This is a genomic window from Bacillus sp. FSL M7-0003 (assembly GCF_038628485.1).
GTDB lineage: Bacteria > Bacillota > Bacilli > Bacillales > Bacillaceae > Bacillus > Bacillus safensis.
The window spans coordinates 627,564-642,332 of the sequence record NZ_CP152024.1 but is presented as its reverse complement, the minus strand read 5'-3'; the positions used below and the strand labels follow the sequence as shown (position 1 = coordinate 642,332).

The window sequence follows — 14,769 nt, the reverse complement described above, 5'->3', positions numbered from 1 at the left end:
TTATATGGGAAGGATATAAGATCAAACAATCTATATCCGAATAAGGGCATGATAATGTTTGTTTATCATGAAACAGGGGTGGTACCGCGTAAGAAGAAGTCTTTCGTCTCCAAGTTAAATCTTGGGGATGAAAGGCTTTTTTTATATTCTATTTTCTAGGAGGAATCGATGATGTTTAACCACAAAAAATACGAAAAGAAATACTTTTTGCCACCGAAGCTTACTTATGATTGGGTGAAGAAAGAAACATTAGAAAGTGCTCCGATATGGTGCAGTGTGGACTTGCGGGATGGTAATCAAGCATTACCTATTCCTATGAACTTAGAAGAAAAATTGGAAATGTTTCAGTTATTAGTAGAGATAGGTTTTAAAGAAATTGAGATCGCATTTCCAGCTGCTTCTGATACGGAGTTTAGGCTATTACGGACACTGATTGATCATCATATGATTCCAGACGATGTCACAATTATGGTGATCACACAAGCGAGAGAGCATATTATCCGCCGAACCTTCGAAGCCATTAAGGGAGTACCGAAAGCGATTGTTCATTTATATAATTCGACTTCAGAAGCGCAGCGCAGACAAGTATTTAAGAAAACAAAAGATGAAATTAAACAAATTGCCATTGATGGAGCTATTTTAGTAAAAGAACTTGCCGAAAAAACAAATAGTGATATTTATTTTCAATATAGTCCAGAAAGCTTTCCAGGAACAGAAGTTGATTATGCGTTAGATATTTGTAATAGTGTTTTAGATATTTGGAAACCGACACGAGCTCATAAAGCCATCATCAATATTCCGACAACAGTTGAATATTCAATGCCTCATATCTTTGCAAGTCAGATTGAGTATATACACAAAAATCTGTCTTACCGAGACAGTGTGACATTATCTGTTCATCCTCATAATGACCGCGGCTCTGGGGTGAGTGATGCAGAATTTGGTGTTCTGGCTGGCGCAGAAAGAGTCGAAGGTACATTATTTGGTATCGGTGAACGTACAGGGAACGTTGACTTGATTACCTTGGCGATGAATATGTATTCACAAGGTTATGATCCAAAATTGAATTTCAATAACCTAGAAGCGATTCGTAAAAAATATGAAAAACTAACAAAAATCACTGTTCCTGAGAGGCAGCCCTATTCTGGGGAAATGGTTTTCACCGCATTCTCTGGGTCACATCAAGATGCGATATCTAAAGGTATGAAATATAGAAAAGAAAATAAAGTTGATAAATGGGACGTTCCGTATATCCCAGTAGATCCCGTTGACTTGGGGAGGAATTATCAAGCGGATGTGATTCGAATCAACAGCCAGTCTGGAAAAGGCGGCATAGGCTATATACTAGAAACAAATTATGGCATTCAACTTCCTTATCAAATGAATGAAGCCATGGGATATGAAGCGAAGAAAGTATCTGATCAGGCAAGTAAGGAATTGTCTGTCGAAGAAATATATCATGTTTTTAAAGAACAGTATGTTGATTATCACCCTCATTTCCAGCTGCTTGATTATCAATTTCATAAAGGAGAGAAGCAGGAAGTCACCTTAACTTTGCTGAGAGATGATCAACAAATTGAAATACAAGGAACTGGCACTGGAAGTTTAGATGCCATCAGTAATGCGTTAAAAGCATATTTTCATCTCGAATATGTTTTGGAAGTCTATGAACAGAATTCTTTGGGCAAAGATTCCCAAGCAAAAGCCTGTGCACAGATTGGAATTTCATATGAAGGAAAAATGCATTGGGGTGCTGGAATTGATAAAGATATTATAGAAGCAACAGTGAAGGCCCTGGTGGTTGCAGTAAATAAACTAGAGGTTTGGATGTAGATGGAAAAAGATAAACTTGAAAAACATGAAGTGATGCAATATTTAAGAGAATATAACGAGCAAGAAATTTTTTATCAACAATACCTACAGAAAAAGCATGACAATCAATCATTGCAATTATTTTTGAAGGATTATGATAAACACAATTTAATGCATAAGCAAATATATATAGAAGAATTTTTGCAAAAAGGGCAGAACGAATTTGAAAAAGAGGATACCATGTGGTTAGGTCAGGAGAAAGATATCGAAGTGAGAAAGTATAGCCGTTTTATGCCTCAATTGTCGGCTATCCATGATTTCTTTGAAATAATCTATGTTCTGGAAAATGAGATGTATGTAGAAGTGGAAGATAAAAAAATGACTTTAAAATCAGGAGATATTGCCTTTATTCCTCCTGACACCATACACAAGCCAATTGTAATGGAGAATACAATCGCTATGCAAATCATGATCCGTAAGAGTACTTTTCAAAGAGTGTTTTTTAAAATGTTAAAAGGAAACAATGTCATTTCAGAATTCTTTTTGAATGCATTGTATATAAAAGAAAATAAAAATATTCTTATTTTCCATAGTCACTTGGATAAACATTTGCTAGACTGCTCTCTTCAACTATTTACAGAAAATTATAATCGGTTTCCTAGTTACCAGTTGATTATGAATAATTTGTTTGAGATATTATTATGTCTCTTATTAAGATTCAAACCTAGTCATATGAACGTAAATCAGGTCAAACAATATCGTGATATACGTATTATTCAAATGCTCCAATATATTCAGCAATGTTGTGAGCATATAACAATTCAGGAGATGGCAGAGAAATTTAACCTTTCACAATCTTATCTGTCAAAATATATAGCTCGTAAGCTTGGCAAATCATTTAGTGAGATTCGACAAGAAATAAGATTGGAAAAAGCCTGCGAAATGCTCACTGGCAGCAATTCACAAGTAGATCATATTGCGGCAGCCGTTGGTTATCAAAATGTAGAGCATTTCATTCGTTTATTTAAGAGAAAGTATCACCTAACACCACATCAATATCGATTAAATAATAGATAATAAAGAGGAGAAATGATAATGTCCATCAAACAAGTAAAAGATTATTTTAAACAATATGATATGGATACTCGAATTAAAGAATTTTCAGTGTCTAGTGCCACCGTAGACTTGGCTGCTTCTGCATTGGGCTGCGAACCTGAAAGAATCGCAAAAACACTCTCCTTTCTAGTAAATGGACAAGCTATTTTAATTGTGACCTCTGGCGATGCAAAAGTTGATAACAAAAAATTCAAGGAATATTTTAAAACAAAAGCTAAAATGCTTTCTCCTCATGAGGTCGTTGACTTGGTCGGTCATGAAATTGGCGGAGTATGTCCTTTTGCTATAAAGAATGGCGTTTCTGTTTATTTAGATATTTCACTCAAACGTTTTGAGACAGTCTATCCAGCCTGCGGGAGCAGTAACAGTGCTATTGAACTCACAATAAAACAATTAGAAAAATACTCCGGTTATTCACAATGGATTGATGTGTGTATGGGATGGAATGATGAATAAAAATATGGAAGGAAAAAGTGCAGTTAAAAATAAAAAAGAGCTAGAAACCCTTGATACACAAAGGTTTTTAGCTCTTTTACATTTACTCCCACTCTATCGTAGCAGGCGGCTTACTCGTAATATCATACACCACGCGGTTAATATGCTTCACTTCATTGACGATACGAGTTGAGATCTTTTCAAGCACGTCCCAAGGGATTCTTGCCCAGTCACTCGTCATACCATCGATAGATGTAACAGCACGGATACCGATTGTGTAGTCGTATGTTCTTGCGTCACCCATGACACCTACGCTGCGGATGTCTGGGAGAACCGTGAAGTATTGCCAGATGTCGCGTTCAAGGCCGAAGTTGGCAATTTCTTCACGTAGAATCGCATCAGATTCACGGACGATTTCTAGTTTTTCTTCAGAAATTTCACCTAGTACACGGATACCTAGTCCTGGACCTGGGAATGGCTGTCTCCAGACGATGTCATCAGGAATGCCAAGCTCTGAACCTAGGGCACGGACTTCATCCTTGAATAGCGTATTGAGTGGCTCAATCAATTCGAACTGCATGTCTTCTGGAAGACCGCCTACGTTGTGGTGAGATTTGATTGTTTGTGCCGTTGCTGTTCCGCTCTCAATGATGTCTGTGTAAAGTGTTCCTTGTGCTAAGTAATCGATTCCTTTTAGCTTGTCCGCTTCATCATCGAATACATAGATGAATTCGTTACCGATGATTTTACGTTTTTGCTCAGGATCAGACACACCTTTTAGCTTGTTTAAGAAACGATCTTTCGCATCTACTTTAATCACGTTCATGTTGAAACCTTCGCTAAATGTTTTCATAACCCCTTCTGCTTCGCCTTTGCGAAGAAGACCGTGGTCAACGAAAATACATGTCAGCTGATCGCCGATGGCTTTGTGGATCAATACCGCCACAACAGATGAATCCACACCGCCGCTTAGTGCGCACAATACTTGCTTGTCGCCTACTGTTTCACGGATTTTCTGCATTTCGATTTCAATGAAGTTCTCCATTGACCATTTGCCATCGCAATCACACACGCCGAAGACAAAGTTTTTCAATAGGTCATTTCCGTACTCAGAGTGACGAACCTCTGGATGGAATTGAACGCCATAGAAATTCTTCTCAGCTAAGCTCATGGCTGAGTTTGGACAATGTGCACTTGTTGCATCGACTGTAAAGCCCTCTGGTACTTCAACAACGAGGTCACCATGGCTCATCCAAACGACTTGATCAGTCGGAAGGTCTTTGAATAAAGCAGGTGTTCCGTTAATATGGATATCTGCTTTTCCATATTCACGCTGGCTGGCCGCTTCTACTTTCCCGCCTAAATAGTGAGTCATGAGCTGCATGCCGTAGCAAATGCCTAGAACCGGAATGTCTAGATCAAAGATCTTTTCATCACAGCGGAAAGATCCTTCATCATAAACACTGTTTGGTCCACCAGAAAGGATGATTCCTTTAGGTGCCATTTCTTTAATTTCTTCAGCAGTTAAAGTGTGCGGATGAAGCTCACTGTACACACCAAATTCACGAATACGGCGTGTGATCAGCTGATTGTACTGACTGCCGAAATCGAGAACCAAAATCATTTCATTTACTAAATTTGTCATGGTGTCACCTCTATGTCCAATATAGTTTTTTATAAACGCACAGAAAAAATGAGAGGAGAAAACCTGCTCTCAGTGTGAATCACGCTTTTGAAGCGCCCAGACTCACATCCGAACGCTTCAATTTCATGTATTTTAGAAGGTTTTAATATTCACCTATTCTAACAACAGGAAGGTACGCGGTCAAGACTATCTCCTGTTTATTAAATTTTCCCATAACTTTGCCGATTGCTGCCAAAGCGCCGAGGCATCCTCTCGCCGGTAGAGCGCACGTTCATAAAGCTGGGTCAGCTCTGACATATGATGATCTCCATTCTTCTCATCAATCAACGAAGCGAATTCTCTTAGCGTCATACCTGGCTTTTTCTCGATTCCTCTGCGCCCTAGCTGCTTTAATAGAGCTCCATACGCATAGAAGAATGCTTCATCCTCTGGCAGACGTTTCACCTTTCTTACAATAAAGAATGGCAGCCATCTTGTTCTAAATCGATAAAGCATCCAGCTGATGAATCCAAGCAGGACAATAGCTCCTGCCGCATAACTTATAACCCAACCAACATGCACCATATTTGGCTTTGCCTGCGCTGTTTGTTCCTTTGGTTGTGCCGGCTGCTCTGTCTCCTGCTGCTTCGGCTGGTCTTGCTGCTTTTCTTCACTTGCATCAGAACTAGACTGATCTTCTTCTTCCTTTTGATCATCCGTTTGATCGCTTGAAACAGCTTCATTCGTAAAAGTCTCTGGGTTTGTAAATCCTTTTGTCGGTTCAAAGGTGACCCAGCCTCTGTTTGGAAAATAAACCTCTACCCATGAATGCGCATTGTTATTGGTCACTTCATACACATTGTTTCCATCCATTTGTGTTTCATATAACTGGCCAGACGTATACCCTTTCACCCATCTCGCCGGAATTCCGATCGAACGAAGCATCACAATCATAGAGGTTGAAAAATTATCACAATAGCCGATCATCGTATCAAATAAAAATTGATCCACATAATCTTCATTACGACCAGGCACAGCGACATTCTGCGTTTCATATGAAAACTTCGCAGATCCTAAATAATCCTCGATGGCTTTCGCTTTATCATACATATTATCCTTCGTTTCCGTTAAGCTGTTTGCCAAAGTTTTCACACGCTCTGGAAGTGACGATGGAAGCTGCAAGTATTCACGGCCAACCTGCTGATTCACCTGCTTCTTTGTCGGTACTTTGATTCTCTGCAAATCCTCCAGGATAAATGTAGGAGATAAAAAGCTGACTTGATAGTTCCCCAAATTTTTAGGTGGGTTTTGCATAGACGGGACAATTTTCTCCGTTTTGCCCATGATTTGCAGCGGAATGTTTTCCATTGGCGTCAGCATGATCGTTCCAATAGGATAAACAGCATGATTAAATCGATAATCCGATTCTATATCAATTCTTGTTTCATGCTCCTCTGTTTTCACTCGCTCAGTAAACCACCGATTCGGCACAGTGTCGTCCTTTAGCCGAGTAGGCTTCGTATCATTTGAAGCATCCTCCCAGCCCTTTCCTGTGTAAATACTTTTTGTTTCTACACGAAAGTATGATGGCTCCTTTCCGCTCCATTTAAAAACAGGTGTGCGGTCCTCACTAAACGGTCCGCCTAGCGCCGAATCATCTGCACTATATCCCACTTTATTCTGCCCGGCTGTCCCATCTTGATTCGTGACCGCCTTAAAAAACGGAACAGGATCGGGCCATTTCGGATCAGACTTTGGCAAAGAAGCACCCAGTGACGCTGATAGAAGGACAAGCGCCAGCATAGGCAAAAACCACTTTAGACGTGCTTTCTGTGACACCCGAACGCCCTCAGCTGAACGCAGTCGATCAAAATACAGCAATCCAAGCAAACAAAAGCCAAATACCATAATACGAACGATCGCAAAAGTCGCATCATATGGCGTAAACGTATCAAGAATCGTGACATACACAATCGTCATCAGTAAAAAGAAAAAGATACGCTGCTGATAGACCACCCAATAATGTAGCAAGTAGACAAGCAGCCACAGCAAAATATAAAACAACAATGTGCGGAAAGACGGGTACATATCACTCCACATGCCCATGCTCATTAACGTGATATTATCCTTGATATCAGCAAACAAAGCAGCCGGATAGCCTGGCGCTGATTGATAAAAGATCAAATATAAGGCGAGCAAAATCAGTCCAGCACAAATAGGAAACGTCACATACCACTTCAGACGAAAGAACGTAAACAAACACGTAAGCCCGATAAAAATGATGAAATAAGACGTATGGCTCGTCTCTGTAAAATCTTGAAGCGGTCGAAGCCACTCCCATAGCAGCAGAAAAGCTACAGCATAATAGATGAACAATTCAAAACGGCTTTGCCGCAGATGCGAATGCAGCATAAATGTTTGTCACCTCACAGTTCTTTCGTGCAGCCGGTCTTCAAATAAAAGGGTGATGCGTATTCCAGAGGCCTTGAGCCGGTCTACAAGCTGTTTTTCTTTTGTCGTGAAATGGTCAACGGCTTTCTTCACTAAAAGCACGGTGATGTTCTTTCTGTTTCGATTTCCAAAGAGACTTGCCGCAAGCTCCTCCTGCAGCTGACCCGTGACGACATATTTTCCTGAGTGCTGGTACTCACTCGCTGCTAACGGTTTATATTCTAGTGCGCGGGAAGGCTGATGCTGCACCCTTGTTAAATAATAAAGCATGTCCTGTAAATGAAGTTCTCCTTGATCGACTCGAAAGGCATGCTGATCTCCTAGAGAGACAAGACCTGACGGCACTCCTTTTTTCACAGCCGTTTGAAGAACAGATGCCGCAATAGAGACGACTGTTTCAAAAACAGCTTGATCAGTAAAATCAGCAAACACAACAAGGTCCTTTGCTTGATTCTGTTCAAATTCCTTCGTCATCAGCTGGCCTCTTCTGGCCGTCGTCTTCCAGTCCACCCAAGCAAAACGGTCTCCTTGCTGATATTCCCGTACGCCTGTTGTCACATGGGCCGGTTCATTGAACCACGAGTGAACCGCTTTGCCTCCATTTTCACTCACTGACTCAGCAGGCTCTACAGGGATATCCAGTACTTTTGGGTAGACAAGCAGCTTTTTCTCTAACGGAATGATGATTTCTTTTTCAACAAACCCAAACATATCACCCGTTTTGATTCTAACCGCTGTCAAATGATGCTCTCCCCGCATGACATCATTCAATTGATAGGAAAATCGCCAAGTTTTCCGAAACCAAGGAAAAAGCATTTGCTTCATTTCAATCTGTTCCTGTAAGTGAAAGGTATCTGGCGGAGCATCCTCTATCATGACGTAAACGTACGGAAATGGATGTGTCCGCTTGATTTCAAGGTCAACGGACAGCACATCCCCCGCCTTTAAGCTTGTTTGCTGTATTGTCCTCTTGGCTGTCGCGCGAAGCGGAATAAGTGCAAACAGCAATGCATACAAAGCATATGGTAAAAATGCATAAAAAAGGAACCAACTCACAAACCCTCCCTGAAACATGGCATAACAAAAGGCTGCCGCAGTGAGAATGATGAGCATCATCACCCTTAACCATAATGAAATTGCTACACGATGACGTGACTTCATTGAGTCATCGACTTTTGAACTGGCACGCCAATTTGCTCAAGCATTTGCCGCAGCAGTGTCTCCGCCTTCTTCCCTTCATATGTCGCTTCTGATGTCAAAATCATACGATGCGGTAATGTATAAGTCGCCAAATACTGTACATCATCAGGAATCACATAATCGCGCTGATTCAAAAGTGCATACGCCTGTGCCGCTTTCATCAAGGCGATCGATCCCCTTGGACTCACACCTAGATAAACAGATGGGTGTTTACGCGTCGCTTGAGCAATTTCAACAATATATTCTTTTATGGATGCATCCACATGAATGGTCTGAACAGCCTGCTGCAACGCATGGATATGTTCCTTTGTCATGACAGCTTGGAGCGTATCAATCGGGGATTGTTTCTCCTGCAAGTTGAGCACCTCCAGCTCCTCGAGCATGGTCGGATATCCCATCTGCAGTTTGAATAAAAACCGGTCCATTTGCGCTTCTGGCAGCGGATAAGTCCCTTCATATTCCACTGGGTTTTGTGTCGCCATGACGAAAAAAGGATCCGCAAGCGGCATCGTTTCTCCGTCCACTGTGACACTGCCTTCCTCCATCGCTTCAAGCAATGCTGATTGTGTTTTAGGAGAAGTCCGGTTGATCTCATCAGCTAAAATAATCTGCCCCATGATCGGTCCTTGCCTAAATTCAAATTCATTCGTCTTTTTATTGTAAATCGACACGCCTGTTACATCTGAAGGCAAAAGGTCAGGAGTGAATTGGATTCTCTTAAACTCACAGCCAATGGATTTTGCCAAAGCACGAACCATCATCGTCTTCCCTACACCAGGCACATCCTCGAGCAGCACATGCCCCTTCGCCAAAATCGCTACAAGGCTTAATATCGCAATGTCTTTTTTCCCAACCATGACTTTATTGATGTTATCTACGATTTTTTGTAAATCTGAATGCATCGGTTCATCAAATGCCATCCTGATCCTCCTATCACGTTTCTGTCAAATTTCATATAGTCTAACTTTACCATACAACGCGCATTTGCATATAACATCAGCACGTATAAAAAAGAAGCCTTCTCACGATGGGAAAGACTTCTTCTCTTCTTTTGACTTACTTGCTGGCTCCATATGAACATGAGAGTGTAAAATATCATGCTCCTGCTTCATTCTTCGTTCAATTTCATCTGCAATATCATGGCTTTCTGCTATGTTCAAGTTAGGCTCGACCTCAACCACTACATCCACATGGACTGTACTTCCAAGATAACGCGCTTTTATATCCTTTAAATCGCCTACTCCTGGTGTTGCTTCAATGGTCTCTTTATATTTAGACATATCTTTGATATGAAAACCGTCTGTTAACGAATGAGAGGCATCTCTGAAAATCTCCCACGCAGTTTTACAAATAATTAAGCCAATGACAAAGGCTGCTAGCGTATCAATCCATGCCAGCTGAAATTGAGAGGCCATAATTCCTACAAATGTTCCAATACTCACATACGCATCTGATTTATTATCAGCAGCTGCCGCATGGAGAGCCTGGCTATTAATTCGTTTGGACAGATTGCGGTTATAAATATACACACCGTACATCACAACAGCACTTCCTGCTGCTGTCCAAGCCGCGATCATATCCGGCGTTTGATGCTCAGATGAGAAGAGCGACTGGCCTGCACTCAGCAAAACTTGAAGTCCAACAAGCATCATGATAAAGGAAGCCACAAGAGACGCAATATTTTCCGCTCTAAAATGACCATACGGATGATCTTCATCAGGCGGCTTTTGAGAAATACGCAGCCCAATCAACACAGCAAGGGATGCAATAATATCCGTCGTGTTATTCAATCCATCTGCTGAAAGAGCCTCTGAATGAAACACATACCCAATAATGAGTTTGACCGCAGATAAGATCACATAGGCAATGATGCTGACCCAAGCACCTGTTTCACCTTGTCTTAATTCGTTATAGCGCTCCATGTTGAACCGCGCCTCCTCACACATCACTTTTCTATTATTTATCTTACAAAGCAAAGCCCGTGTGGGTCTACAGCAACATGATTCGCTTATGTCAGCAAAATAGGATAAATAGAAATGTGTTGACCTAAGTAAACTTATTTTTACAAGGTCAAATGACCTCAAGACCTACTCCCATCAACCTTTTTCCAATTCTCTTCGAAATGGACATATCGTCAAATCACTCTTCTCTGGTAAATTATCAGAATAATTTTATTTTGAGACACAACTTCCCTCCTTCCTTTTTTATGCTATTTTAAAAATAAACAGAGGGAAAAGAGGGAACATAATCTCTCAAATCCTTTCTACTTTTTAACATCATGTTAAGAGGTTTGAAATGTCAGTTTGATAACCTGTCCAATGCTGAATGACAATTCAGTATGATAAAATTTAAAATATTCTAAAAACAAATTCTCTATTCATGAGAAATGTTTGGAGGTAAAGAAATGTCCAACATGACAAACGGTCTTCAAAAAAACCTTAAAACAAGACATATTTCGATGATTTCCATTGCTGGGGTCATTGGGGCAGGGCTATTTGTTGGTAGTGGTGCTGTCATTCATTCTGCAGGGCCTGGATCCATTCTTTCCTATTCTTTTGCCGGACTTCTGGTGATCTTTATTATGAGAATGCTTGGAGAAATGGCATGTGCCTATCCGACAAGCGGTTCTTTCTCACAATATGCGAGCGATGCCATCGGTCCATGGGCCGGGTTTACAATCGGCTGGCTTTACTGGTTCTTCTGGGTGATCGTCATCGCCATCGAAGCCATTGCCGGTGCTGCCATTATTCAATATTGGTATGGAGATGCACCTGTTTGGCTCACAAGTCTTATCCTCACAATCCTCTTAACATTAACAAATATCTTTTCTGTTAAATCTTTTGGCGAATTTGAATATTGGTTTTCATTAATTAAAGTCGTCAGCATCATTCTCTTTCTACTCATTGGTTTTGCATTTATCTTTGGTTTTGGCGGTCATCATACTTCAGGTCTTGCCAATCTAACAGGGAACGGCGGTTTTCTTCCAAATGGATTCAGCTCTGTGTTACTCGGAATCGTCGTCGTCATCTTTTCCTTCATGGGAACGGAGATTGTGGCCATAGCGGCCGGTGAATCAGCAGACCCAGTCAAATCTGTGACGACAGCCACCCGCTCTGTTGTATGGCGTATTATCGTATTCTATGTTGGATCAATTGCTGTCGTTGTCACCTTGCTTCCTTGGAATTCCGCAAGTATTTTAACAAGCCCGTTCGTTGCGGTATTAGAATACATTGGTGTTCCATCAGCCGCTCAAGTCATGAACGTCATTGTCTTAACAGCTGTTCTATCTTGTTTAAACTCCGGTTTGTACACAACGTCCAGAATGCTTTATTCATTAGCAGAAAGAGGCGAAGCGCCAAAACGCTTTATGAAAATCAGCAAACGTGGTGTTCCTGTAGCGGCTACAGTCGCAGGTACCTTCTTTTCCTACATTGCCGTCATGATGAACTACTTTTATCCTGAAACCATCTTTTTGTTCTTAGTCAACGCATCTGGTGCCATTGCCCTTCTTGTTTACTTGGTCATTGCCGTTTCACAATTAAGAATGCGACGCAAAATCGAAAAAGAAAATCCAGAACAGCTCAAAATCAAAATGTGGCTGTTCCCATACCTCACGTACTTTACCATTTTGGTCATTTGCGCCATCTTGGCATCGATGCTGTTTATCGAATCCATGCGGCCACAGCTCATTTTGACGAGTATCATTACCTTTGGCGTACTGGCTGCTTATTTCATCTTTAAACCGAATAAAAAAGTGCCTGCAAATGCGGCGCTTGAAAATAAACACCCTTAATTCTCCCGCTGAAAAGCGGGTTTTTTTATTTTATTCACCTATTTGGATGTCCGCACTTATACTGTATCAAATTGAATTTAAGTGAGGATTAGTCAACATGAACCTAGAAAAATTTGTTGACGAGCTTCCAATTCCAGAAGTCGCGGAGCCCGTCAAAAAGAACCCAAGACAAACGTATTATGAAATTGCTATGGAGGAGGTATTCTTAAAAGTTCATAGAGACCTGCCCCCAACCAAGCTATGGACCTATAATGGCAGCTTGCCTGGACCAACCATTAAAGCTAATCGAAATGAAAAGGTCAAAGTGAAATGGATGAACAAATTGCCATTGAAACATTTTCTGCCTGTCGATCACACCATCCACTCCGGTCATCACGATGAACCAGAGGTGAAAACAGTCGTTCATCTGCATGGCGGCGTCACACCAGCAAGCAGTGACGGCTACCCAGAGGCCTGGTTTTCACGGGACTTTGAAGCAACCGGTCCTTTTTTTGAAAGGGAGACTTACGTCTACCCAAATCATCAGCAAGCCTGCACATTGTGGTATCACGATCATGCCATGGCATTGACACGACTAAATGTGTATGCCGGTTTAGCTGGGTTTTATTTGATCTCAGATGCATTTGAAAAGTCTTTAGAGCTGCCGAAAGATGACTACGACATTCCTTTAATGATTATGGACCGGACGTTTCAGGAAGATGGTTCACTGTTTTATCCTAGCAGACCAAACGACACACCAGAGGACAGTGACATACCAGACCCATCCATCGTGCCCTTTTTTTGTGGAGAAACAATTTTAGTCAATGGAAAAGTATGGCCGTATTTAGAAGTAGAGCCGCGAAAATACCGTTTTCGTATTTTAAATGCGTCCAATACTAGAACTTACGAGCTGCATCTAGATAACGACGCTACAATCTTGCAAATCGGTTCCGATGGGGGCTTTTTGCCAAGACCCGTTCGCCATCAATCCTTTAGCATCGCGCCTGCTGAACGTTTCGATGTCATCATCGACTTTTCAGCTTACGAAAACAAAACGATCACTCTCAAAAATACAGCCGGCTGCGGACAGGATGTGAACCCTGAAACAGATGCGAACATTATGCAATTCAAAGTCACACGTCCACTAAAAGGGAGAGTACCTAAGACATTACGTCCGATTTTCAAACCGCTGCCACCGCTTCGGCCAAGTCGAGCTGATAGAGAGCGTAAACTCACACTTACCGGCACACAGGATAAATACGGCCGCCCTATCCTATTGCTCGATAACCATTTTTGGAATGATCCTGTCACTGAAAATCCTCGTCTTGGCAGTCTAGAGGTATGGTCTATCGTCAATCCAACCAGGGGTACACACCCTATTCATTTGCATCTTGTTCAATTTAGGGTTTTAGACAGAAGACCATTTGATACAGAAGTCTATCAATCGACAGGAGAAATCGTGTATACAGGACCAAACGAAGCGCCTCCTTTACATGAACAAGGCTACAAGGACACCATTCAGGCGCATGCAGGTGAAGTCATTCGGATCGTTGCTCGTTTTGTTCCATACAGCGGCCGGTATGTGTGGCATTGTCATATTTTAGAGCATGAAGATTATGACATGATGAGGCCAATGGATATCATTCAGTAAAAATGAAACCACTCTTCCGCTAAAAGCGTAGAACTTGTATGAAACTGCTGATTACAAAGGGGCTAACGGACATCTATTCATTAGCCCTTTTATGATCCATTTCAACATGGAAAAATAAATCGCATGAATCATTCCTTTGAAGAGCGTTCCATACTTAAAAAGTTGACGCAGCAAACCGATAATACTACTATATACCCATTACATCTATCAAGAGGCACATAAGCCATAATGAACGAACAAATGGAAAATTGCGATAAAAAACGGAGGAGTTCAATTTGAATGAAGAAAAAGAGACTTGCCAGGTCAAACAAGAAACAGCGGCAGGTAACAGAGAGAAGCTTTCAATTCATGAGAACGAGAGCATTCGGTCAAACATTGAACAACTAACCATTGAACTCAGTGAACAAAAAGAATTCAATCACTTCATATTAGATGAAAAACAAAAGGCCATCAGCACATTATCTTCCCTCATCACAAAAGGCAATTGTGATGAAGAGTTAAAGACTCATTTTGAACAAGCATTACATATCGGACTTTCTGTTATAGAGATTATGGAGATTATTAAACACTGTACAAAGGTTGCTGGCTTTCCTCACTCCATTAATGCCCTGTTTATCTTTCAAAACTTATTAGATAAAAACAAATAAAACAGAGAAAACGAGATGTCATCAGTCCTCTCGTTTTTTTATGTTCACTCATATTACTCTT

11 protein-coding genes and 1 other annotated feature (1 of these 12 cut by a window edge) are annotated in these 14,769 nt (G+C 41.2%); of the genes, 6 read left to right on the top strand and 5 right to left on the bottom strand.

The features are described from left to right. Window positions 1-114, top strand: a binding site (T-box leader) (it extends 151 nt beyond the left edge of the window). A gap of 57 nt (window positions 115-171) precedes the next feature. Genes MHI23_RS03185 through MHI23_RS03175 form a run of 3 tightly spaced genes read left to right on the top strand, consistent with a single transcriptional unit; the run spans window position 172 to window position 3,384 of the window. Then, window positions 172-1,833, top strand: coding sequence for a 2-isopropylmalate synthase (locus MHI23_RS03185; RefSeq protein ID WP_342492279.1), 1,662 nt, complete (start codon window positions 172-174; stop codon window positions 1,831-1,833). Then, a complete protein-coding gene (locus MHI23_RS03180) occupies window positions 1,834-2,889 on the top strand; it encodes an AraC family transcriptional regulator (protein ID WP_342492278.1) in 1,056 nt (351 codons plus the stop codon). It begins immediately after the preceding gene. Between the two features lie 18 nt (window positions 2,890-2,907). Next, complete coding sequence (locus MHI23_RS03175) at window positions 2,908-3,384, top strand: YbaK/EbsC family protein (RefSeq protein WP_342492277.1); 477 nt, start codon at window positions 2,908-2,910, stop codon at window positions 3,382-3,384. A gap of 82 nt (window positions 3,385-3,466) precedes the next feature. Here MHI23_RS03175 and guaA read toward each other — a convergent pair whose 3' ends face one another. The 5 genes from guaA to MHI23_RS03150 form a co-directional block, all read right to left on the bottom strand. Beyond that, the gene (guaA, locus tag MHI23_RS03170; protein WP_024424487.1) at window positions 3,467-5,008 is read right to left on the bottom strand and encodes a glutamine-hydrolyzing GMP synthase; all 1,542 of its coding nucleotides are present in this window, start codon (window positions 5,006-5,008) and stop codon (window positions 3,467-3,469) included. 186 nt (window positions 5,009-5,194) lie between these two features. Then, entirely contained in the window at window positions 5,195-7,399 is a 2,205-nt protein-coding gene (locus tag MHI23_RS03165) for a transglutaminaseTgpA domain-containing protein (protein WP_125587201.1), read from the bottom strand. 9 nt (window positions 7,400-7,408) lie between these two features. After that, entirely contained in the window at window positions 7,409-8,494 is a 1,086-nt protein-coding gene (locus tag MHI23_RS03160) for a DUF58 domain-containing protein (RefSeq protein ID WP_241218600.1), read from the bottom strand. 101 nt (window positions 8,495-8,595) lie between these two features. Next, the gene (locus MHI23_RS03155) at window positions 8,596-9,558 is read right to left on the bottom strand and encodes a MoxR family ATPase (RefSeq protein WP_024424484.1); all 963 of its coding nucleotides are present in this window, start codon (window positions 9,556-9,558) and stop codon (window positions 8,596-8,598) included. Between the two features lie 102 nt (window positions 9,559-9,660). Beyond that, entirely contained in the window at window positions 9,661-10,560 is a 900-nt protein-coding gene (locus tag MHI23_RS03150) for a cation diffusion facilitator family transporter (protein ID WP_044335634.1), read from the bottom strand. A gap of 482 nt (window positions 10,561-11,042) precedes the next feature. Between MHI23_RS03150 and gabP the strand changes: the two genes are divergently transcribed. From gabP to MHI23_RS03135, 3 genes are all read left to right on the top strand, one after another. Beyond that, a complete protein-coding gene (gene gabP, locus MHI23_RS03145; protein ID WP_024424482.1) occupies window positions 11,043-12,431 on the top strand; it encodes a GABA permease in 1,389 nt (462 codons plus the stop codon). A gap of 97 nt (window positions 12,432-12,528) precedes the next feature. Then, window positions 12,529-14,061 (top strand): multicopper oxidase domain-containing protein, encoded by a 1,533-nt coding sequence (locus MHI23_RS03140; RefSeq protein ID WP_024426720.1) that lies wholly within the window; start codon window positions 12,529-12,531, stop codon window positions 14,059-14,061. Window positions 14,062-14,336: 275 nt separating this feature from the next. After that, window positions 14,337-14,708, top strand: a complete 372-nt coding sequence (locus MHI23_RS03135; protein ID WP_342492276.1) for a carboxymuconolactone decarboxylase family protein — start codon at window positions 14,337-14,339, stop codon at window positions 14,706-14,708. Window positions 14,709-14,769 lie beyond the last annotated feature (61 nt).